Origin of the sequence: Pseudoroseicyclus sp. CXY001, from assembly GCF_041714655.1 — a bacterium.
GTDB lineage: Bacteria > Pseudomonadota > Alphaproteobacteria > Rhodobacterales > Rhodobacteraceae > Pseudoroseicyclus_A.
In genome coordinates this window covers 2,106,277-2,126,047 of the sequence record NZ_CP168219.1, presented here as the reverse complement: position 1 = coordinate 2,126,047, position 19,771 = coordinate 2,106,277, and the positions used below count along the sequence as shown (strand labels likewise).

Genomic DNA, 19,771 nt, shown 5'->3' with positions numbered 1-19,771 from the left:
GCCCGCCCGGGAGGGAGGGACGAGCGCCAGCCCCTCCGCAAAGGCCCGGCCGGGGAGCGGCGCCGGCACGGCCTCCTCCCGCGCCGCCCCGGCGGCGGCCAGGAGGGAGGGGGAGGCATCGCGCAGACCCTCCCTGCCGGGGGCGGCAGAGGGCTGCGATGCAATGGCGATCGTGGCAGCGGGCCAAGGCAAGACAGACTCATGTTCACTGATGTTCTCTTTTTGTTCTAATCCCGCCGCCCCCCCCGGTCAACCGCCTTTCCCCTTTCGCGCCGCCGCGCGCCGGGGCATCCTTCGCCCCAAGGGAGGACCTCATGAGACCCATCCACGCCGCGCCCGCGGCCCTCTGCCTCACAGCCGGACTCACGGCCCTCGCCGCCGCCGCCCTCGCGCAAACCCGCCCGGCCGCCGAGCTGCCCGGCACCCCGGCCCCCCTCACCGATGCCGACTTCCCCCCGGTCGACCGCGCCGAGGCGGCGCTCGGCCAGCTCCTCTTCTACGACCCGATCCTCTCGGGCGGCGAGGAGGTGGCCTGCGCCACCTGCCACCACCCCGCCTTCGGCACCTCCGACGGGCTGTCGCTGGGGCTCGGCGACGGCGGCATCGGGCTCGGCCCCGCCCGCCATGCCGACCCGGACAACCTGCCGGAAGAGCGGGTGCCGCGGAACGCGCAAGGGCTCTGGAACGTCTCGGCGCTGCAATACCGCGCCATGTTCATGGACGGCCGCGTCGAGCTCGACGAGGGCCATGCCCACGGGATGCGCACCCCGCTCGAGGACGAGATGCTGGAGGGGCTGAGCTCCATGCTCTCCACCCAGGCGATGTTCCCCGTCGTCTCGCCGGACGAGATGGCCGGGCATTATCAGGAAAGCGACGTCAGCCGCGCCGTCCGCCAGGGGATCCTCACCGGCGAGGGCGGCGCGTGGGACATCCTCGCCCGCCGCGTCGCCGCCATCCCCGCCTATGCGGAGGCCTTCGCCGCGGTCTATCCGGGCCGGATCGCGGCGCCGGAGGACATCACCTACCAGGACATCTCCAACGCCATCGCCGCCTTCATGGCCTTCGAGTTCCGCTCCGACACGGCGCCCTTCGACGACTGGCTCAGGGGAGAGGCCGAGCTGCCCCCCGAGGCCGCCCTCGGCGCCGAGATCTTCTACGGCCGCGGCACCTGTGGCAGCTGCCATTCCGGCCCCTTCCTGACCGATCACAGCTTCCACGCCATGGGCGACGTGCAGCTCGGCCCCGGCAAGGGCGCCCGCTTCGAGAGCCACGACCGCGACGAGGGCCGTTTCGAGGTGACCGGCCGGCCGGAGGATCTCTATGCCTTCCGCACGCCCTCCTTGCGCAACGTGGCGCTGACGGCGCCCTATGGCCATGCCGGCGCCTACCGGACGCTCGAGGGCTTCCTCGCCGCCCATGCCGACCCGGTGACGGCGCTCGAGGCCTATGACAGGGGCGAGGCGATCCTGCCCGAGCTCGCCGTCGCCGACTGGGGGATCATGGAGAGCGCCGAGAGCCGCGCCGCCATCGCCGCCGCCGTCGCCGTGCCGCCCTTGGCGCTGAGCGAGGGCGATATCTCGGCGCTCGTGGCCTTCCTCGGGACGCTGACCGATCCGGTGGCGGAGGCGGGCCGGCTGGGCGTGCCGGATGCGGTGCCGAGCGGGCTGCCGGTGCCGCAGCCGGAGGAGTAGCGGGGGCTGCCGCCCCCGGACCCCTGCCTCGGGGGGCGCTCGCGCCCCCCGAGATCCCCCCTGAGGATTTTTTGGGAGCAAAGACGGGGAAGGTTGGGGTTTCATTTATCATGACCTGCGAGGCTGCGGGGGCAGCCGGAGCAGGGATGCGAAAGGTTGTGAGCGAAGACGGGCGACCGTCGGCGGCCCGTGCTCTCTTGAAGGGGAGACGGGCCGCTTCCGCGTCTTTGCTCCCGAAAAATCCTCGGGGGGAGTCGCGCCCCTGGCGCGACGGGGGGCAGACAGCCCCCCGGATACCCGCTCGCCGCCGGGCGCCAGGCCGGGCTTGCCGGAAGGGCGGCCGAAGACCCGCCTGCCTTCGAGCGCTCGAGAGAAGCCCGTACCTGCCTGCCGGGCCTCTTCGCATGGGTCGGCCAGAGAGGAACCGCGACCTGCTGCCTTCCGGACTGCTCCAAGGCACACCGCGACCGGCCCGGCCTGGCACACTCACGACCTCCGCGAGAGGCGGGGCCGGGACCCAAGCCGCTTGGCGCACAAGCCCCGAAGCTCAATCCGTTGCCTCCCGGGACCGCAACGGATGGCTCGGCCAGCTCCCGCCGGACCATCCCCGTCAGCCGCCACCGCTACGCGTCCCCCAACGCCCCATCTGAAACTCCCGCCCATCCCCGCATCCCTCGCCCCCCGCCCCGCGCACCGCCTCGTCACTGGACGTTCCGCGCGCCATGCGTCATGAGGGGGCGAGCAAGTTGCGAGGCCGGCCATGGGTATCAAGACCTTCATCACCCGGGTGTTCACCTGGTGGAACGGGCAGACGCTCGGCACCCAGCTCTTCACCGCCCGCCGCGGCGTGAAGGTGGGCGAGGATGCCGAGGGCAACGTCTACTATCGCAACAAGGACGATTCCAAACGCTGGGTGATCTACGACGGCTATGCCGAGGCGAGCCGGGTCAGCCCCGAATGGCATGGCTGGCTCCACCGCTCGTGGAACGAGACGCCGAGCGAGCGCCCCTTGACCCGCAAGGCCTGGGAAAAGCCGCACCTGCCCAACCTCACCGGCAGCGCCGCCGCCTATGCGCCGCCCGGCTCGCTCCGCCGCGGCGCCACCGAGCGGCGCGATTACGAGAGCTGGAGCCCCGAGTAGGCTCATGCGGGAATCGCCGGCAGAAGTGGCGACCGGGGCGCTGGTGATCCTGGCTGCCGGGGCCTTCCTCTGGTGGGGGGCGGCGCGCGTCTCCGCCGGGGCGGGGGCGGACTATTCCGTCAGCGCCTCTTTCCGCTCCGTCGAGGGCGTCTCTCCCGGCACCGATGTGCGCATGGCCGGCGTCAAGATCGGCCGGGTGTCGGGCCTGACGCTCGACCCCGCGAGCTTCCGCGCCGTCGCCGACCTCTCGCTCGACAAGGACGTTCCGCTGCCGGCCGATTCCACAGCCGTCATCTCGTCCGACGGGCTGCTCGGCGGCGCCTTCGTGGAGATCTTCCCGGGAGGCGACCTCGAGAATCTCGAGGACGGCGGCCAGATCTTCGACACCCAAGGTGCCGTGAGCCTCCTGCAGCTTCTCATCACCTATATCGGTGGCGGCTCCGGCTCGGAGGAAACGCCGTGAGGGCACTGGCCATCGCCCTCGGCCTTCTCGCCGCCACGCCGCTCGCCGCCCAGGATGTGGCGACCGAGGCGCGGGGCGGCATCGTCAGGGTGCTCGACAAGATCACCGGGGCGGTGACCGACCTCACGCTCATGGCCGGCGAGACGCAGGAGATCGGCCACCTGACCGTGACATTGGGCCAGTGCCGCTATCCGACGGCCAACCCCTCAGGCGATGCCTTCGAATGGCTGGTCGTCCATTACCAGGACGCGCCGGAGCCCGTCTTCCGCGGCTGGATGATCGCCTCCGCCCCGGCGCTCAACCCGATGGATCACCCGCGCTACGACGTCTGGGCGCTCTCCTGCCTCACCGACGGCGCCACTGCGCCGGCGATGGTGGAGCCCGAGGGCGGCGAGACCGGCGAGGAGCTGCAGGTCGTTCCGACCGACTAGACCGGTCTGACTGGGCCCGACCCACCAGCCCCGGCCGCCTAGAGAGGCGCCGGCATCCCCTCCACCGCGCCGCGGAAAGCGGCGGGCGCGCGGAGCGCGAGGTCGAGTTGGCGGCGGTAGGCGATGCGGGGGATCTCGATGGCCCCGAGGCTCGCCAGATGCGGCGTCAGGAACTGCGTGTCGAAGAGCTGGAAGCCGTCGGCCCTCAGCCGCGCCACGAGATGCGCCAGCGCCAGCTTCGAGGCATCGGTCGCCCGGCTGAACATGCTCTCGCCGAACCAGGCGCCGCCGAGGACGACGCCATAGGTGCCGCCGACGAGCCGCCCGCCCTGCCAGACCTCCACCGAATGGCAATGGCCGACCGCGTGCAGAAGGCCGTAGGCCGCCGCGATCTCCTCGTTGATCCAGGTGGAGGGCCGGTCGGCGCAACCGGCGAGGACGCCGGCGAAATCCCGGTTCGCCGTCACCTCGTAGCCGCCCCGGCGGATGCGCCGGGCGAGGCTGCGGGAGATGTGGAAATGCTCCAGCGGGAACACACCGCGGAAGCGGGGGTCGACCCAGAAGATCTCCGGGTCGTCCTGCCCCTCCGACATCGGGAAGATGCCGGAGGCATAGGCGCCGAGCAGCCGCTCGGCGCTCAGGCGGGTTGCAGGGCCTCGGTCAGCCACTTCTCGAGCCAGTGGATGGAGTAATCGCCGCGCAGGATGTCCTCGTTCTCGAGCAGGGCGTGGAAGAGCGGCACCGTGGTGTCCACCCCGTCGACGATCAGCTCGCCGAGCGCCCGCTTCAGCCGCGCCAGCGCCTCGCCCCGGTCGCGCCCGTGGACGATCAGCTTGGCGATGAGCGAATCGTAATAGGGCGGGATGCGGTAGCCGTCGTAGAGCGCGCTATCCATGCGCACGCCGAGGCCCCCCGGCGCGTGATACTGGGTGATCTGGCCGGGGCAGGGCGAGAAGCCCGGCACCTTCTCGGCATTGATCCGCACCTCGATCGCATGGCCGCGGATGGTGAGGTCTTCCTGGCGGAGCGACATCTCCTCGCCGGCCGCGACGCGGATCTGCTCGCGGACGAGATCGACGCCGAAGATCGCCTCCGTCACCGGATGCTCCACCTGCAGGCGGGTGTTCATCTCGATGAAATAGAACTCGCCGTTCTCGAAGAGGAACTCGATGGTGCCGGCGCCGCTGTAGCCGATATTGGCCACGGCGTCGGCGCAGACCTTGCCGATGCGGGCGCGCTGCGCCTCGGTGATGGCGGGGCCGGGGGCCTCTTCCAGCACCTTCTGGTGGCGGCGCTGCAGCGAGCAGTCGCGCTCGCCGAGATGCACGGCGCGGCCCTTGCCGTCTCCGAAGACCTGGATCTCGATATGCCGCGGCGTGGTAAGGTACTTCTCGATATAGACCTCGTCATTGCCGAAATTGGCCTTGGCCTCCGACCGCGCCGTCTGGAAGGCGCGCTCGATCTCGGCCGCGCTCAGCGCCACCTTCATGCCGCGGCCGCCGCCGCCGGCGGTGGCCTTGATGATGACGGGATAGCCGATTTCGGCGGCGACGGTGCGGGCCTCTTCCAGCGTCCCGACACCACCGGCGGAGCCGGGGACGCAAGGTACGCCGAGGGCCTTCATCGTCTCCTTCGCGGTGATCTTGTCGCCCATGATGCGGATATGCTCCGCCTTCGGGCCGATGAAGGTCAGCCCGTGATCCTCGACCGCCTGCACGAAGGCGGCGTTCTCGGAAAGGAAGCCGTAGCCGGGGTGGATCGCCTGGGCGCCGGTGACCTCGCAGGCGCTGAGGATCGCCGGGAAGGAAAGGTAGGAGGCCGCGGACGGCGGCGGGCCGATGCAGATGGCTTCGTCGGCCATCCGCACATGCATGGCGTCGGAATCGGCGGTGGAATGCACGGCGACGGAGCGGATGCCCATTTCGCGCGCCGCCCGCACCACCCGCAAGGCGATCTCGCCGCGGTTGGCAATGAGGATCTTGTCGAACATGGGCTTGCCTATTCGATGATCATCAAGGGGGCGCCGTATTCGACGGGAGAGCCGTCCTCGATGAAGATCCGCGTGACCTTGCCCGACCGCGGCGCCGGGATCTGGTTCATGGTCTTCATCGCCTCGATGATGAGGACGGTGTCGCCCTCCTTCACCTGGGCACCTTCGCTGACGAAGGCCGCGGCGCCGGGCTCGGCCTGCAGATAGGCGGTGCCGACCATGGGGGAGGTGACGGTGCCGGGATGGCTCGCCGGGTCGCTCTCGGCACCGGCGGGCGCCGCGGCGGAGGGGGCGGCCTGCGGGGTCGGGGCGGCGGGCGTCGCCGGCGTGGCGGGCACGCTCACCTGCGTCATCACCTGCGTCTGCCGCGAGACGCGGACGTTCAGGCTGTCGTTCTCGCCATAGTCGCGCTTGACCTGCAGTTCGGTCAGATCGTTCGCCCGGAGCAGCTCTGCCAGGGCGCGGATGAACTCCACATCTCCCTCGTGCTGGTCATTCTCGCTCATGTAATTCCTCGCGGCCTTGCCTCTGCCAATGCCCCGGTGGCGGCCTGCGCCCCGGGGTTCGTCATGTCTTATACGCGATCGGCGATTGAGTGAAAAGCAGGCGGGAAAGCCGGGGGCGGCGGGGGCGCCCGAGCCGCGAGCCCGCCCGGGCAGGGCGGGCCGAGCCCCGCCCCCCTCAGGCGATGATGTCCGGCGTCAGACGGTCCTCGATGCTGGCGATCCTGTCCTTCAGGGCCAGCTTCTGCTTCTTCAGCCGCTTGACGGTGAGCATGTCGGCGAGGGGCCCGCGCTCTTCCAGCGCGGCAATCGCGTCATCGAGGTCGCGGTGCTGGCGGCGCATGACCTCCAGCTCGATGCGCAGCACCTCCATCTCGCCGAGTTTCTCGCTGCCGCTCATGCCATGCTGCTCCCGTTGTCTCGCTCCCCCATCCTAGCCGCCCCCTTGCGGCAATCCCAGAGCGCCCCTTGCGACCAAAGGCGCCCGCGCCCATATTTCGGGGCAGGACGGGCTGCCGCTTCAGGGGCCCGCCGCCTGAGTTGCTTGCGAGGACGATTGGCATGACCAAGATCTCACTGGGGGCGCATCCCTATCTTCTGGGCTTCGAGGAGCTCGAACGGCTGATGGAGCGCACCGCGAAATCGGCCGGCGACGGCTACCCGCCCTACAATATCGAACAGACCTCCCAGCATTCCTACCGGATCACGCTCGCCGTGGCCGGCTTCTCCGAGGATGACCTCTCGATCACCCTCGAGGAGAAGTCGCTGGTCGTCCGCGGCCGCCAGCGCGACGAGCCGGAGGAGCGCGTGTTCCTGCATCGCGGCATCGCCGCGCGGCAGTTCCAGCGCAGCTTCGTGCTTGCCGACGGGGTCGAGATCGAGGGCGCCGCCATAGAGAACGGCCTTCTGCACATCGACCTGGCGCGGAAGCCCCCGCAAAGCGTCGTGCAGACCATCCGCATCCAGCGGGGCGACAGGAAGAAGGAGAGCGAGGCATGAATACGCCCATCAATCTGGCGCGGCTCGGCCGCAATGTCGTCTACGTCAAGCCCGTCGACGTCGCCGACCTGCCCGAAGAGGTGCAGGCCCAGGCGGAGGGGCGCGAACGCCTCTTTGCCGTGCACAATTCCGACGGCAGGCAGCTTGCGCTGGTCATCGACGAAAAGCTCGCCTTTGCTCTGGCGCGCGAGCATGACATGGTTCCGATGACGATCCACTGACGCCGGCCGGCTGATACGAGCCCCATGCCTCAGGCCATGGCCGGCCCGCACCCCGGAGCCCGCGCCATGACCGTAACCAAAGCCCGCTATGCCCGCCCTCAGGTCTGGCTGCACTGGCTGACCGTCCTCCTCCTTCTCGTGAGCCTCATCAGCCATGATGCGATGGAAGACGCCTGGGATCTGGTGGAGGATGGCGGCGCTGCGGTCGGCGCGCTGCCGCACCGGCTGGCCGGGGTGGCGATCCTCTTCCTGACCCTCGCGCGGCTCGTCCTGCGGATGCGCTACGGCGCCCCGCCGGAGCCGCCGATGCCGCCTTTGATGGCCCTGGCGGCGACCTTCTCGCATATCGCGCTCTATGCGCTCCTCATCATCCTGCCGATTCTCGGCCTCACCGCATGGGTCGGCGGCGTGGAGGCGGCGGCGGAGCTGCATGGCACGCTCGTCTGGCTCCTGTGGATCATCGTGGTGCTGCATGTGGCGGCGGCGCTCTTCCACCAGTTCGTCCGGCGCGACGGGCTGATGGGGCGGATGATGCGGTTCTGAGGGCCGGGGGCCGGGCTCAGGTTCGGCTCGGCTTCGAGACGTAGGGCAGCCAGGACGGGCTGCGCAGCCACATCGTGAGCGGGCGCTCGATCAGCCGGTACCAGACGAGCGCCGAGGCGATGGAGAGCAGGACGAGGATCACCACGAAGAGGGCCGGGCTGCCGATGGCGTCGGCGAAGAGCCGGGCCACGACCGAGATCACGATGGGATGGATGAGGTAGAGCGCGTAGGAGGCATTGCCCAATTCCTCCAGCGCCTTGCCGAGCAGCCCGCGAAACGGCATCCGTCCGACGGACATGACGAGCGCCACGCAGGTCGCGCCGATCACCGGATATTCCAGCCATAGCGGCTTCTCTGCGAACATGACGACTGCGACGCCGCCGGCCCCGGCGATCAGCCACGGCCAGATCGGCGTCTCGTCCAGATGGCGCATCGCGAGGAAGGCAAGCCCGCCGAAGGCGAAGAGCATGTTGATCGGTGCCAGCAACGTCGCCCGGAAGATGTCGTCCTCAACGATCACGACGAAGGGGTCGTGCAGGCTGCTCGGCAGGGTGCAGGCCACGACCCAGACAGCGAGAGCGCCGATGAACAGTTTCGGCGAGATGTAGAACGTCAGGAAGATCAGGTAGAACAGCACCTCGTGCCGCAGCGACCAGATGACGAGCGGGTTCGGTGGCTCCAGCATCGGCAATACGAAGGCCGAGCTCACCCAGACGCGGAGAGTCATGTAGATGTCGGTGAAGCCGAGCCCGTTCGTGACCAGCACGAGAAGGGCCCAGCCCGTGGCGATCAGGAAGACCGGGGGAATAACCCGTGCGAACCGTCGCCAGAGGTAGCGCCCCGCGGCCTGCGTCGTCTGTGTGTCGCGATTATGGGCATAAAGGATGACGAAGCCGCTGATGACGAAGAACAGATCGACGCCGAGGCCGGCTTGCTGCAGGCCGAGCATGGCGGTGGGCGCGTCGAGATCCTTGGCCGCCGCTTCGGCGACGTGCTGAAGCACGACGCTGAGGGCCGCGACGGCGCGAAGAGCCTGAACGCCCTCGATCTTTTGCCGCGCTGCCACTGGGTCGTCCCCCGCCCTTCGAATGGAGAGACCTGACAGCAACCTCTCCAACGGAGTCAAGCGAATGCCTCGGAAGGGAAAGGCGCCTTCGCGGTGATCTACGTCGCCTCCCGAGCCACGTCACCGAGCGGCGCGATCGTGATCGTTGCCTTGCTCAGGGCATCTGAGGGTGATCGGCCGACAGCTCGGGCAGCCCTGACCCGGCATATGAGGGACAAGAAGAGGGCGGCGCCCGCGGCGCCGCCCTTCGATCTTCCGGCAGTCCGGTGAGCCTCAGCTCCCCGAGATCAGCCCCATGCTTTCCAGCTTCAGGATCACCTGATGCGCGCAGTTGTCGACGTCGGTGCCCTCGGTCTCGATGCGCAGCTCGGGGTTCTCCGGCACGTCGTAAGGGTCGGAAATCCCGGTGAATTCCTTGATCTTCCCCTCACGCGCGAGCTTGTAGAGCCCCTTGCGGTCGCGGGCCTCGCATTCCTCGATCGAGGTCGCGACATGGACCTCGATGAAGGCGCCGAACTCCTCGATATCCTCGCGGACGGCCCGGCGGGTGGTCGCGTAAGGAGCGATCGGCGCGCAGATGGCGATGCCGCCGTTCTTGGTGATCTCGCTCGCCACATAGCCGATGCGGCGGATGTTGAGGTCGCGGTGCTCCTTGGAGAAGCCGAGCTCGGAGGAGAGGTTCTTCCGCACGATGTCGCCGTCGAGCAGCGTCACCGGGCGGCCGCCCATCTCCATCAGCTTGACCATCAGCGCATTGGCGATGGTCGACTTGCCGGAGCCCGAGAAGCCGGTGAAGAACACCGTGAAGCCCTGGTTCGACCGCGGCGGACGGGTGCGGCGGAGCTCGGCCACCACTTCGGGGAATGAGAACCACTCGGGGATCTCCAGCCCCTCGGCCAGACGGCGGCGGAGCTCGGTGCCGGAGATGTTGAGGATGGTCACGTCATCCTTGTCGGCGATCTCGTCGGCCGGCTCGTATTGGGCGCGCTCCTGCACGTAGACCATGTGCTTGAAGGGCACCATCTCGATGCCGATCTCGCTCTCATATTCCTTGAAGAGGTCCTGCGCGTCGTAGGGGCCGTAGAAATCCTCGCCCTGGCTGTTCTTGCCCGGGCCGGCGTGGTCGCGGCCAACGATGAAATGCGTGCAGCCGTGGTTGGCGCGGATGAGCCCGTGCCAGACGGCCTCGCGCGGGCCGGCCATGCGCATGGCGAGGTTGAGGAGCGACATGGTGGTCGTCGACTGCGGATATTTGTCGAGCACCGCCTCGTAGCAGCGCACGCGGGTGAAGTGATCCACATCGCCCGGCTTGGTGAGGCCGACGACGGGGTGAATGAGCAGGTTCGCCTGGCTCTCGCGCGCGGCGCGGAACGTCAGCTCCTGGTGGGCGCGGTGCAGCGGGTTGCGGGTCTGGAAGGCCACGACCTTGCGCCAGCCGAGCTTGCGGAAATAGGCGCGCAGCTCGTTCGGCGTGTCGCGGCGGCCGCGGAAATCGTAGTGCACCGGCGGCTGGATGCCGGTGATCGGCCCGCCAAGATAGACCTTGCCGGCCTTGTTGTGCAGGTAGTTGACCGCCGGATGCGCCTGGTCATCGGCGCCGAAGACCTTCTCGGCCTCGCGGGCCTTGTTGGGCACCCATTTGTCGGAGATCGTCATGGTGGCGAGGATCACGCCCTCCTGGTCGCGGAGCGCGATGTCCTGCCCGGGCTCAATGCCCTCGGCGAACTTCTCGGAGACGTCGAGCGTGATCGGCATCGGCCAGAGCGTGCCGTCCTTCAGGCGCATGGACTCGATGACGCCGTCGTAATCGGCCTCGGAGAGGAAGCCCTTCAGCGGGAAGAACCCGCCGTTCATCAGGAGCTCGAGGTCGCAGATCTGCCGGGGGGTCAGATCCCAGGAGACGAGGTCCGCCGCCTCGACCTTCAGCTTCTGGGCGCTCTCGGGCGAGACATAGAGTTCGGGGATGGGATCGAGGTTCGAAACGGTGGTCATTGCGTGCGGCCTTGCGGAAATCGGATGTCGCCCGCTCCCTAGAGAAGGGTTTTGGCAGGGGCAAGGCGGGGGCGCGCGAATGCTGCCTTGTTGTGGGCGAATGGCTGCCGAGGGGGCGGGAGGGAGGGGGGCTGGGGCGGAGTGGCGCTTTCGCGGGGGGGGGGGTGGTGGGTTGGAAACCCACCCTACGCCTGGGGCGACCGCGTTCCCGTTAGCCAGACCGCCAGAGGCGCGCCTTGGGCGCCATCCCTCCGGCGGGCTGCCCGGGATCACTCGGCGGCGGGCGCCGGCTCGGCGGGGATCTGCGCCGTCTCGACCTCGGCCATGGTCTCGGCGAGGAACTTCTCGGCATCGAGCGCCGCCATGCAGCCCATGCCGGCCGAGGTGACCGCCTGGCGGTAGATGTGGTCGGTCAGGTCCCCCGCGGCGAAGACGCCGGGGATGGAGGTGCGGGTCGAGCCCGGCTCGACCTTCACATAGCCGCCCTGATGGGTGACGAGCTGGTCCTTCACCAGTTCGGAGGCCGGGGCGTGGCCGATGGCGATAAAGACGCCCTTGGCCGCGATCTCGGTGATCTCGCCGGTATCGACATGCCGGACCTTCACGCCCTCGACGCCGAGCGGGCTGTCGGCGCCCTCGACCTCTTCCAGCTCGTGATGCCAGAGCACCTCGATCTTCGGATGCTTGAAGAGCCGATCCTGCAGGATGCGCTCGGCGCGGAGCGAATCGCGGCGGTGCACCAGCGTCACCTTGGACGCGAAATTGGTGAGGAAGAGCGCCTCTTCCACGGCGGTGTTGCCGCCGCCGACCACGACGATCTCCTGCCCGCGATAGAAGAACCCGTCGCAGGTGGCGCAGGCGGAGACGCCGAAGCCTTTGAACTTCTCCTCGCTCGGCAGGCCCAGCCATTTGGCGCGGGCGCCGGTGGCGAGGATCACCGCATCAGCCGTGATGACGGCGCCGGAATCGCAGGTCGCCGTGAAGGGCCGGCGCTTGAGGTCGAGCTTGGTCACGATGTCCGAGACGATCTCGGCCCCCATCGCGCGGGCATGGGCCTCCATCCGCTCCATGAGGCCGGGGCCCTGCACCTCGATGTCGCCGGGCCAGTTCTCCACCTCGGTCGTGGTGGTGAGCTGGCCGCCCGGCTCCAGCCCCTGGATCAGCAGCGGGGACAGCATGGCGCGGGAGGCATAGACGGCGGCCGTATAGCCGGCCGGGCCCGAGCCGATGATGAGCAGGCGCGTATGGGTGGGATCGGCCATGGGATGTCCTTCCTTTCGGCGAGCAGTGGATGGGGATATAGGCCCGGCTCCGCCCCGGGGAAACCCCCGCGGCCCTGCCGCGTGCCGTGCCTCGTCCTTCGGCAGGTTGTCGCCCGAAGCTTGCCGGAAGTTGCGTCAGGGCGACATTTTATTGCGCACGCTGCCGTCTTGACGTATGATCTTTGCATGTAGCGAGGGAGAGCCAGGGTGCCCGGCAACCGTTTGGACCAGATCGACCGCAAGATCCTCGCCGAGCTGCAGGCCGATGGGCGCATGACGAATGTCGAGCTTGCAAGCCGCGTGGGCATTTCGGCGCCGCCATGCCTGCGCCGTGTGCGGGCGCTGGAAGAGCAGGGCTTCATCCGCGGCTACCATGCCGATGTCGATCCGCGCCAGCTCGGCTTCGAGGTGACGGTCTTCGCCTCCGTCGGGCTCGTCAAGCAGGCGGAGGCGGATCTGACCGCTTTCGAGAAGCGCTGCCACGACTGGCCGCTCGTCCGCGAATGCCACATGCTGAACGGCGAGGTGGATTTCCTGCTCAAATGTACTTCCCCGGACCTGCGCAGCTTCCAGACCTTCCTGACGGAAGAGCTGACGGCCGCGCCGAATGTCGCCTCGGTCAAGACCTCGCTGGTGATCCGCGACGCCAAGGACGAGCCGGGCGTGCCCTTCGACGTGCTCGAGGCGCGGCTCGCCGCCGAGAGGTAAGTGGGCGCTTACTGTAAGCATTGACTTACGTATTAAGCTGGGCTTTCCTCGGGGCAGAGGAGGGGCGCCATGCGGGTACTGGTTGTCGGCGGCACGGGGTTTCTGGGCGGCGCCATCACGGCGGCGGCGCTGGGCGCCGGCCATGAGGTGACGGTGCTCTCGCGCCGGGGGCAGGGCCTGCCCCCGGGCGCCCGACATCTGGCGATGGACCGGCACGAGGGCAGGCCGATCCCCGCGCCCTTCGACTGGGTGCTCGACACCTGCGCCTTCACGCCCGGCGACGTGACGGGGCTCATGGATGCGCTGCCGGAGCCGCCGGCGCGCTATGTCTTCGCCTCCTCCATCTCCGCCTATCCCGGCTTCGCCGCGCCCGGGCTCGACGAGACTGCGGATGTGCCGCCGGCGTCGCCCGAGACCGTCGCCGAGGTGGAGGCGACGCCGCCGGATCAGCGCAGCGCCGCCGGCCTTGCGGCGCTTTACGGGCCCCTGAAGCGTGCCACCGAGCTTGCCGCCGAGGCGCGGCTCGGCAGCCGGGCAACGGCGCTGCGGCTGGGGCTGCTCGTCGGGCCGGGTGATCCGACGGGCCGCTTCACCTTCTGGGTGCGGCGGATCGATCTTGCGGGGGCGGGCGGGACCGTCCCCGTACCCGCCCCGCCGGAGGCTCCCGTGCAGATCATCGACATGCGCGACGCCGCCCGTTTCGCGCTGCAGGCCGCCGCATCGGGGCTCGGGGGCATCTGGAACGTCACCGGCCGCGGGGTGCCAAGGCGGGAGGTCTTCGGCGAGATCGCCCGCGTCGCGGGCACCACGCCGGACTGGCGCTGGGTCACCGCAGCGCAGATGGACGCCGCCGGGGTCGCGCCCTGGTCGGACATGCCGCTCGCCCTGCCGGACGCGCCGGATTTCGCGCATATGATGGCCCTCTCGACCGCGAAGGCGGAGGCGGCGGGGCTGGTGCTCCGGCCGCTCGGCGAGACCATCGCCGACATCCTCGCCCATGACCGGGCTGCGCGGGCGCAGCCGCTCAAGGCCGGGATGAGCGCGGCGCAGGAGGCGGCGCTTCTGGCCTAGGCCACGTCGATCAGGTCGAGATCCGCCCGGCGGAGGCGTGGCATCAGCGTCGCGCCGAAATCGGCGAGGCGGCTCACATGCGGGAAGCAGGAGAGGAGGAGCTCCTCCAGCTCGCCGGAAAGGCCGAGCGCATGGGCGGGGCCGGGGTGGAAGCTCTCCACCTCCAGCCCGTTGACGGCGACGCGCTCGTGCCGCGCGAAGGCGAGGTGATAGACCGGCACCGGCACCTGCGGTGTCAGCTCGATGAAGCCGAGATCGTCGATGAAGTCGCGCGCCGGCATCAGGGCGTGATCGCCCCCCGTCAGCCGGCGGATGCCGGGCACGGAGCGGACGATGCGCGCCGCCGGGCCGAGGACGAGATCGGCCATCGGCCGGGCGATGCCGAGCGTATCGGCCGGGATGCGGATGAGGCGGCGCATGGCGTCCGACTGGCCGCGCGCCTGGGCGTGGATCAGCGTCGAGCCCTTCCAGAGCAGCGTCTCGAAGTCGCCGCCGCCGGTGCGGATCCGGTCGCCGGGCAGCACGTCCTCGATGGCGACGGCGCCGCGCTCCGTCTGCAGCAGCGCGCCGCGGGCGACAGCGCTGAAGGCGCCGTCGAAGACGGGATGCGAGGGGACGAGGCGGGTGAAATCGACGATATCGCCGCGCTCGTCGAGACAGGCGACCTCGATCTTGCGCAGGAGAGGCTGATTGCGCTGAGGTCGCCCGTCGGCCCGAGTGATCTGGGCGGAGTGAAGCCGGCCGTCGGGCTGGCTTGCCGATGGATCCGCCGTCAGATGGACGGCGGGCAGAGGGATCGTCATGGCATCGCCTTCATCAGGCTCACCTGCCGGCCCCCACCGACAACAGCTGAGGATCTTCGCTGTGCCCGCGACCATGACGGACCCGGGACGGGCCTGTCAAAATCAGGGACGGTTTGTCGCCGGAGCCCGGGCAATTCCGCGGGCTTCGGCGGATCGTCTCGCCGGGCGCAACCATGGCGCCCGGATTGGTGTATTTCCGTCAACCGTGCCGTTGCGGAGATTCGGCCTTCCTTCGAGGCACGCCGGCCGGCCCGCGAGCAGGGCGGCCGGCCGGCGGCTCTCAGCCGCGCCCGGCCCGGCGCGGGCCGGGCCCGTCAGCAAGGGCGACGTGGATGGCGACCGGGATAGCGACGGTCGCAGGGCGTGCGGTCAGATGCGCGCCCCCGGCGGCCGCGAAGCCGGCCTGCCGGCGGGCGATCATGGCGGCGCGGCGCAGCCCGCGCTCCCAGGGCATCCGGTGACGGCAAGCAGCGGCGTCACGGATCCGGGCGCTGATCCAGCGGGGGGTCGTCTTCATCTCTCGCCTCTCCTTTGGCGGACTTGCAGCAGTCCTGGCAGGGCTTCAGGCTCGTCCGGCAAAACGGCACCAATGCGGCCGCCGGCCGGCATGAAGATGAAATCGGTGAGAGGCCCCGGAGGTTCCGCCGGGTCAGAGCCGGATGGCGGAGATCAGCCGGCCGTAGTCCGGTGCGCCCTCGTGGGTGGCGCGCCGGTAGGAGTAGAAGCGCCCCGCATCGGCATAGGTGCAATGGCCCGTCCACTCGGCACTGACCCCGGCGCGGCGGAGCCGCCAGAGCCCGTAGCCGGGCAGATCGAAGAGCATCCGGTCGCCCTCGCCATTCGCGAAGAAGCGCAGGGCCTCCTCGTCATCGGCGCGGATCTCGTCGAGGAACTCGGGGCCGACCTCGTAGGCGGCCTGCGATATCGTGGGGCCGATGACCGCCAGGATACGGGAGCGGTCTGCGCCGAGTGCCTCCATCGCCTCAATGGTGTTCTCGAGGATGCCCGCGAGCGCCCCCCGCCAGCCGGCATGGGCGGCGCCGATGACGGCGGCCTCCGCATCGGCGAAGAGCACCGGCTGGCAATCGGCCGTGAGGATGGAGAGCGCGAGGCCCGGCGTCGCGGTGACCATGGCGTCGGCCCTGGGCGCGGTCTCGGGCAGCCCGGTCAGCGTGACGACATCGGCGGAATGCACCTGATGGACGCCGGCGAGGCCTGGGACCGCCATCGCCTCGGCCACCCGGGCGCGGTTGACGGTGACGGCCGACGCCTGATCCCCCGAGCCGCGCCCGCAGTTGAGCCCGGCATAGACCCCCGACGAGGCGCCGCCGGCCCGCCCGAAGAAGGCATGCCGGGCGGCGAGGGCGGGCGAGATGATCATGTCGAGATCGGGCATGGACCCAGAGGTGCCCGGCGGAGCGCGGCGGGTCAAGCGCGGGGGGCGGGGCGGCGGCGGAAGATCGGGGCGGAAGTGTTCTCGAGACGGATTTCGGGCGCCCGGCGGGCCGCCGGTGTACCGGGAGGAGAGCGGGGAGGGGGGCTGTCTGCCCCCCGTCGCCCTTCAGGCGACTCCCCCCGAGGATTTCTTTGGAGCAAAGACGGGGGGCGGGGGGCACATGTTGCGGGGCTGCGGCGGGTTGCCTAGGTGGGAGGGGCAGATGAGGGGTGCAGGATGAGCGAGACGGATGAGGCCTTCGGGCACCCGGAGGGGCGGGCGGCGGCGCTGGCGGGGCTGCCGGACAGGATCTCGGTGCGGGACTACCGTACCGAGGCCGAGATCGGCGCCTTTCAGGCGGAGCGCGGGCTGAGGCAGGGGCTGCAGTTCGACGTGGTGGTCGAGGTGCGGGCCGCCGGGGCGGGTGACGATGTCGATGCCATCCTCTCCTACGACAGGGTGACGGAGGCCATCGCGGCGGAGCTCGGGGCGGCGCGCCACGACCTGCTGGAATCGCTCGCCGAGGCGGTGGCGGCACGGATCCTCGCCGAGCCGCTCGCCGAGCGGGTGATCCTGCGCATCCAGAAGCTCGACCGGGGGCCCTTCGCGCTCGGCGTCGAGATCGTCCGCGCGAAGGGGGAGGCCGAGGGGCAGGGCGGGGCGCTGCCGCGCTTCCGTGTGGTGCTGCTGGGGCCGGGCCGCGTGCCGCCGGAGGGCCTGGGCGACATGCCCATGATCGCCCTGACCGCACCGGCGGACCTGCCGGTGCCGGCGGCGGCGGAGCCGGGGGCCGCCAGGCGGATCGCGCTTCTGGCGATGGAGCAGGCGGCCTGGGCGCTCCATGCCCGCCACCCCGATCTGGTGCCGGTCGCCAGCCGGACGGAGCTCGACTGGGGGCTCCGCAACGGCCAGACGGCGCTCTGGCTGCCCTCGCGGCTGGTGCTCAACACCCCAGGCGCGCCCGAGGCGCGCGACGCCGCGACGCTCGCCGCCTGGCTGGCCGATACGCTCGGCGCGGCGGAGATCGTCTCCGTCGGGCAGCCCGAGCCGGTGGCACTCGTGCCTGTGCGGGCGCTCCCGTGAGGCTGGCGCCGATCCCCGGGGCGGGGCCGAGGCCGGAGGGGGCGCTGCCGCTCGCCGGGCAGGACGGGCTCTGGTTCGCCGAAGTGCAGAAATGGGGCGGCGGCCGGATGCCGGCCGCGGCCTTACCGGAGGCGGCGCGGGCGCGGCTCTCGGCCCCCCGGCCCGCGATCTGCGGCATCCCGATGGACCGGCCCCGACTTATGGGCATCCTCAACGTCACGCCCGACAGCTTCTCCGACGGCGGGCGCCATGCCACGCTGGAGTCGGCGCTCGCCCGCGCCCGCGAGATGGCGGCCGAGGTCGACATCCTCGACATCGGCGGCGAGAGCACGCGGCCTGGGGCGGAGGAGGTCTCCACCTCCGAAGAGATCGCCCGCACCGCCCCGGTGATCCGCGCCATCCGCGCGGCCGGGATCGGAGCGCCCCTTTCCATCGACACGCGCAAGGCGGACGTGGCGGCGGCGGCGCTCGATGCCGGCGCCGACATGGTCAACGACGTCTCGGCCTTCCGCTTCGACAGCGCCATGGCGGGGCTGGTGGCGGAGCGGGGCGTGCCCGTCTGCCTCATGCATTCCCTCGCCGATCCGCAGACCATGCAGGCCGAGGCGCGCTATGACGACGTTGTGGCGGAGGTCTTCGACCATCTGGCCGAGCGCATTGCCCTGGCCGAGGCCGCGGGCATCCGGAGGAAGCGGATCATTGCCGATCCGGGCATCGGCTTCGGCAAGACTTTGCAACATAACTTGAGTCTTCTCGCCCATCTGCCGCTATATCATGACCTCGGCACGCCGCTCCTCCTCGGTGCGTCGCGCAAGCGCTTCCTCGGCACGATCGGCGAGGCGCCGGAGGCGGCGGACCGGCTGGGGGGCTCCATCGCCGTCGCCTTGGCAGGGGCGCGGGCGGGGGTGCAGATCATCCGGGTGCATGACACCCGGCAAACACGGCAGGCCCTGCGTGTGCAGGCCGCGCTGAATGAGGCAGAGACATGGTGAGGCAGCTTTTCGGAACAGACGGCGTGCGCGGCACCGCCAACACCTGGCCGATGACGGCCGAAATGGCGCTCAAGATCGGCGCCGCCGCCGGCCGATACTTCCGCAACGACGGCAGCAACGGCCACCGGGTGGTGATCGGCAAGGACACAAGGCTCTCGGGCTACATGTTCGAGAACGCGCTGACGGCGGGGCTGACGTCAACGGGGATGAACGTCTTCCTTCTCGGGCCGGTGCCGACGCCGGCGGTGGGGATGCTGACGACCTCCGTCCGCGCCGATGTGGGGATCATGATCTCCGCCAGCCACAACCCGCACCAGGACAACGGCATCAAGTTCTTCGGGCCCGACGGCTTCAAGCTCAACGATGCGGCGGAGGCGGAGATCGAGGCGCTGGTGATGAGCGAGCTCGAGCCCGCCCAGGCCAACAACATCGGGCGCGCCAAGCGGATCGACGACGGGCGCTTCCGCTATGCGGAGCGTCTGAAGAGCACCTTCCCGCAGGGGCTGCGCCTCAACGGGCTGAAGGTGGTGATCGATTGCGCCAATGGCGCCGCCTACAAGGTGGCGCCGGAGGTGCTGTGGGAGCTCGGCGCGACCGTGATCGAGGTCGGCACCAAGCCGGACGGCTTCAACATCAACGACCGCGTCGGCTCGACCTTCACGCGGACGGCGGCGGAGACGGTCGTGACCCATGGCGCCGACATCGGCATCTGCCTCGACGGCGATGCCGACCGGGTCATCATCCTCGACGAGAACGGCGAAGAGGCGGATGGCGATCAGCTCATGGCGCTGATGGCGGCGCGCTGGGGCGGGGCGGGGCGGCTCTCCGGCGGCACGCTGGTGGCGACGGTGATGTCGAACCTCGGGCTCGAGCAATTCCTCGAGGGGCGGGGGCTGCATCTCCACCGGACCCGCGTCGGCGACCGCTATGTGGTCGAAGCGATGCGGCAGGGCGGCTTCAACCTCGGCGGCGAGCAATCGGGCCATATCGTCATGACCGACTATGCGACGACCGGCGACGGGCTCCTCGCGGGCCTGCAGGTGCTGGCGGCGATGGTGGAGACAGGGCGCCAGGCGAGCGAGCTCGTGCGCCAATTCACGCCGGTGCCGCAGATGCTGAAGAACGTCCGCTATGCGGCGGGCGTGCAGCCGCTCGAGATGCTGGAGGTCACCCAGGCCATCGCCGAGGGCGAGGCGCGGCTGAACGGCTCGGGGCGGCTGGTGATCCGCAAATCAGGGACGGAGCCGCTGATCCGGGTCATGGCCGAGGCGGAGGACGAGAGCCTCCTCGCCGATGTCGTGGGCGACATCGTGGCCGCCGTGGAGGATGCCGCGGCGCGCTAGGCGCCCCGGGGGCTGCCGCGGGTGCGCCGGAGGG

Annotated in this window: 22 protein-coding genes; 12 read left to right on the top strand and 10 right to left on the bottom strand. The window is 70.1% G+C overall.

Annotation, left to right across the window (positions count from 1 at the left end):
• Positions 1 to 314: 314 nt before the first annotated feature.
• From ACAZ03_RS10400 to ACAZ03_RS10385, 4 genes are all read left to right on the top strand, one after another.
• On the top strand, positions 315 to 1,691 hold the full coding sequence (locus ACAZ03_RS10400; protein ID WP_373353342.1) for a cytochrome-c peroxidase: 1,377 nt from the start codon (positions 315 to 317) through the stop codon (positions 1,689 to 1,691).
• A gap of 760 nt (positions 1,692 to 2,451) precedes the next feature.
• Complete coding sequence (locus ACAZ03_RS10395; protein WP_373353340.1) at positions 2,452 to 2,832, top strand: NADH:ubiquinone oxidoreductase subunit NDUFA12; 381 nt, start codon at positions 2,452 to 2,454, stop codon at positions 2,830 to 2,832.
• Positions 2,833 to 2,836: 4 nt separating this feature from the next.
• Positions 2,837 to 3,295, top strand: a complete 459-nt coding sequence (locus tag ACAZ03_RS10390) for an outer membrane lipid asymmetry maintenance protein MlaD (RefSeq protein ID WP_373353339.1) — start codon at positions 2,837 to 2,839, stop codon at positions 3,293 to 3,295.
• Positions 3,292 to 3,726, top strand: a complete 435-nt coding sequence (locus tag ACAZ03_RS10385) for a DUF2155 domain-containing protein (RefSeq protein WP_373353337.1) — start codon at positions 3,292 to 3,294, stop codon at positions 3,724 to 3,726. Before ACAZ03_RS10390 ends, ACAZ03_RS10385 begins: the two co-directional genes overlap by 4 nt.
• A 38-nt stretch (positions 3,727 to 3,764) precedes the next feature.
• On the opposite strand, the gene aat is transcribed toward ACAZ03_RS10385, so the two are convergent.
• From aat to ACAZ03_RS10365, 4 genes are all read right to left on the bottom strand, one after another.
• A complete protein-coding gene (aat, locus tag ACAZ03_RS10380) occupies positions 3,765 to 4,394 on the bottom strand; it encodes a leucyl/phenylalanyl-tRNA--protein transferase (protein ID WP_373353335.1) in 630 nt (209 codons plus the stop codon).
• Entirely contained in the window at positions 4,364 to 5,716 is a 1,353-nt protein-coding gene (gene accC / locus ACAZ03_RS10375; protein ID WP_373353333.1) for an acetyl-CoA carboxylase biotin carboxylase subunit, read from the bottom strand. Before accC ends, aat begins: the two co-directional genes overlap by 31 nt.
• A gap of 8 nt (positions 5,717 to 5,724) precedes the next feature.
• On the bottom strand, positions 5,725 to 6,222 hold the full coding sequence (gene accB, locus ACAZ03_RS10370; RefSeq protein ID WP_373353331.1) for an acetyl-CoA carboxylase biotin carboxyl carrier protein: 498 nt from the start codon (positions 6,220 to 6,222) through the stop codon (positions 5,725 to 5,727).
• A 175-nt stretch (positions 6,223 to 6,397) separates the two neighbouring features.
• Positions 6,398 to 6,619, bottom strand: coding sequence for a YdcH family protein (locus ACAZ03_RS10365; protein WP_373353329.1), 222 nt, complete (start codon positions 6,617 to 6,619; stop codon positions 6,398 to 6,400).
• 161 nt (positions 6,620 to 6,780) lie between these two features.
• Between ACAZ03_RS10365 and ACAZ03_RS10360 the strand changes: the two genes are divergently transcribed.
• From ACAZ03_RS10360 to ACAZ03_RS10350, 3 genes are all read left to right on the top strand, one after another.
• Positions 6,781 to 7,218, top strand: a complete 438-nt coding sequence (locus ACAZ03_RS10360) for an Hsp20 family protein (protein WP_373353328.1) — start codon at positions 6,781 to 6,783, stop codon at positions 7,216 to 7,218.
• Positions 7,215 to 7,439 carry a DUF1150 family protein gene (locus ACAZ03_RS10355; protein WP_373353326.1) on the top strand — a complete coding sequence of 75 codons (225 nt, stop codon included), beginning with the start codon at positions 7,215 to 7,217 and terminating at the stop codon, positions 7,437 to 7,439. The genes ACAZ03_RS10360 and ACAZ03_RS10355 overlap by 4 nt, the downstream gene beginning before the upstream one ends.
• A 66-nt stretch (positions 7,440 to 7,505) precedes the next feature.
• Complete coding sequence (locus tag ACAZ03_RS10350; RefSeq protein WP_373353324.1) at positions 7,506 to 7,982, top strand: cytochrome b; 477 nt, start codon at positions 7,506 to 7,508, stop codon at positions 7,980 to 7,982.
• A gap of 16 nt (positions 7,983 to 7,998) precedes the next feature.
• On the opposite strand, the gene ACAZ03_RS10345 is transcribed toward ACAZ03_RS10350, so the two are convergent.
• The 3 genes from ACAZ03_RS10345 to trxB form a co-directional block, all read right to left on the bottom strand.
• Positions 7,999 to 9,048 (bottom strand): acyltransferase family protein, encoded by a 1,050-nt coding sequence (locus ACAZ03_RS10345; RefSeq protein WP_373353322.1) that lies wholly within the window; start codon positions 9,046 to 9,048, stop codon positions 7,999 to 8,001.
• Between the two features lie 273 nt (positions 9,049 to 9,321).
• Positions 9,322 to 11,040 carry a bifunctional sulfate adenylyltransferase/adenylylsulfate kinase gene (locus ACAZ03_RS10340; protein ID WP_373353320.1) on the bottom strand — a complete coding sequence of 573 codons (1,719 nt, stop codon included), beginning with the start codon at positions 11,038 to 11,040 and terminating at the stop codon, positions 9,322 to 9,324.
• A 269-nt stretch (positions 11,041 to 11,309) separates the two neighbouring features.
• Complete coding sequence (gene trxB, locus ACAZ03_RS10335) at positions 11,310 to 12,302, bottom strand: thioredoxin-disulfide reductase (RefSeq protein WP_373353319.1); 993 nt, start codon at positions 12,300 to 12,302, stop codon at positions 11,310 to 11,312.
• 207 nt (positions 12,303 to 12,509) lie between these two features.
• Between trxB and ACAZ03_RS10330 the strand changes: the two genes are divergently transcribed.
• Positions 12,510 to 13,010 (top strand): Lrp/AsnC family transcriptional regulator, encoded by a 501-nt coding sequence (locus ACAZ03_RS10330; RefSeq protein ID WP_373353317.1) that lies wholly within the window; start codon positions 12,510 to 12,512, stop codon positions 13,008 to 13,010.
• A gap of 69 nt (positions 13,011 to 13,079) precedes the next feature.
• Complete coding sequence (locus ACAZ03_RS10325) at positions 13,080 to 14,081, top strand: NAD-dependent epimerase/dehydratase family protein (protein WP_373353316.1); 1,002 nt, start codon at positions 13,080 to 13,082, stop codon at positions 14,079 to 14,081.
• Here ACAZ03_RS10325 and ACAZ03_RS10320 read toward each other — a convergent pair.
• The 3 genes from ACAZ03_RS10320 to pgeF all read right to left on the bottom strand — a co-directional run bounded on the left by ACAZ03_RS10320 (position 14,078) and on the right by pgeF (position 16,280).
• The gene (locus ACAZ03_RS10320; RefSeq protein ID WP_373353315.1) at positions 14,078 to 14,884 is read right to left on the bottom strand and encodes a Hint domain-containing protein; all 807 of its coding nucleotides are present in this window, start codon (positions 14,882 to 14,884) and stop codon (positions 14,078 to 14,080) included. The two genes, ACAZ03_RS10325 and ACAZ03_RS10320, sit on opposite strands and share 4 nt — an antisense overlap.
• Before the next feature lie 280 nt (positions 14,885 to 15,164).
• Positions 15,165 to 15,401 (bottom strand): hypothetical protein, encoded by a 237-nt coding sequence (locus tag ACAZ03_RS10315; protein WP_373353313.1) that lies wholly within the window; start codon positions 15,399 to 15,401, stop codon positions 15,165 to 15,167.
• Between the two features lie 132 nt (positions 15,402 to 15,533).
• Positions 15,534 to 16,280: a peptidoglycan editing factor PgeF gene (gene pgeF, locus ACAZ03_RS10310; protein ID WP_373353311.1), complete on the bottom strand. Its 747-nt coding sequence runs from the start codon at positions 16,278 to 16,280 to the stop codon at positions 15,534 to 15,536.
• A 276-nt stretch (positions 16,281 to 16,556) separates the two neighbouring features.
• On the opposite strand from pgeF, the gene ACAZ03_RS10305 reads away from it, so the two are divergent.
• From ACAZ03_RS10305 to glmM, 3 genes are read left to right on the top strand one after another with little or no spacing between them, the layout of a single operon-like run.
• Positions 16,557 to 17,402, top strand: a complete 846-nt coding sequence (locus tag ACAZ03_RS10305) for a dihydroneopterin aldolase (protein WP_373353309.1) — start codon at positions 16,557 to 16,559, stop codon at positions 17,400 to 17,402.
• 2 nt (positions 17,403 to 17,404) lie between these two features.
• Entirely contained in the window at positions 17,405 to 18,394 is a 990-nt protein-coding gene (gene folP / locus ACAZ03_RS10300; protein ID WP_373357069.1) for a dihydropteroate synthase, read from the top strand.
• A complete protein-coding gene (gene glmM / locus ACAZ03_RS10295; protein ID WP_373353307.1) occupies positions 18,388 to 19,737 on the top strand; it encodes a phosphoglucosamine mutase in 1,350 nt (449 codons plus the stop codon). The genes folP and glmM overlap by 7 nt, the downstream gene beginning before the upstream one ends.
• Positions 19,738 to 19,771 lie beyond the last annotated feature (34 nt).

Bases quoted from the DNA above. Each gene is read 5' to 3' on its own strand.
- accC (WP_373353333.1), bottom strand. From the start codon at position 5,716: ATGTTCGACAAGATCCTCATTGCCAACCGCGGCGAGATCGCCTTGCGG.
- ACAZ03_RS10365 (WP_373353329.1), bottom strand. From the start codon at position 6,619: ATGAGCGGCAGCGAGAAACTCGGCGAGATGGAGGTGCTGCGCATCGAG.
- ACAZ03_RS10340 (WP_373353320.1), bottom strand. From the start codon at position 11,040: ATGACCACCGTTTCGAACCTCGATCCCATCCCCGAACTCTATGTCTCG.
- ACAZ03_RS10390 (WP_373353339.1), top strand. From the start codon at position 2,837: ATGCGGGAATCGCCGGCAGAAGTGGCGACCGGGGCGCTGGTGATCCTG.
- ACAZ03_RS10315 (WP_373353313.1), bottom strand. From the start codon at position 15,401: ATGAAGACGACCCCCCGCTGGATCAGCGCCCGGATCCGTGACGCCGCT.
- ACAZ03_RS10355 (WP_373353326.1), top strand. From the start codon at position 7,215: ATGAATACGCCCATCAATCTGGCGCGGCTCGGCCGCAATGTCGTCTAC.
- ACAZ03_RS10400 (WP_373353342.1), top strand. From the start codon at position 315: ATGAGACCCATCCACGCCGCGCCCGCGGCCCTCTGCCTCACAGCCGGA.
- ACAZ03_RS10320 (WP_373353315.1), bottom strand. From the start codon at position 14,884: ATGACGATCCCTCTGCCCGCCGTCCATCTGACGGCGGATCCATCGGCA.
- ACAZ03_RS10305 (WP_373353309.1), top strand. From the start codon at position 16,557: ATGAGCGAGACGGATGAGGCCTTCGGGCACCCGGAGGGGCGGGCGGCG.
- ACAZ03_RS10350 (WP_373353324.1), top strand. From the start codon at position 7,506: ATGACCGTAACCAAAGCCCGCTATGCCCGCCCTCAGGTCTGGCTGCAC.
- accB (WP_373353331.1), bottom strand. From the start codon at position 6,222: ATGAGCGAGAATGACCAGCACGAGGGAGATGTGGAGTTCATCCGCGCC.
- trxB (WP_373353319.1), bottom strand. From the start codon at position 12,302: ATGGCCGATCCCACCCATACGCGCCTGCTCATCATCGGCTCGGGCCCG.
- pgeF (WP_373353311.1), bottom strand. From the start codon at position 16,280: ATGCCCGATCTCGACATGATCATCTCGCCCGCCCTCGCCGCCCGGCAT.
- glmM (WP_373353307.1), top strand. From the start codon at position 18,388: ATGGTGAGGCAGCTTTTCGGAACAGACGGCGTGCGCGGCACCGCCAAC.
- ACAZ03_RS10395 (WP_373353340.1), top strand. From the start codon at position 2,452: ATGGGTATCAAGACCTTCATCACCCGGGTGTTCACCTGGTGGAACGGG.
- ACAZ03_RS10325 (WP_373353316.1), top strand. From the start codon at position 13,080: ATGCGGGTACTGGTTGTCGGCGGCACGGGGTTTCTGGGCGGCGCCATC.
- ACAZ03_RS10360 (WP_373353328.1), top strand. From the start codon at position 6,781: ATGACCAAGATCTCACTGGGGGCGCATCCCTATCTTCTGGGCTTCGAG.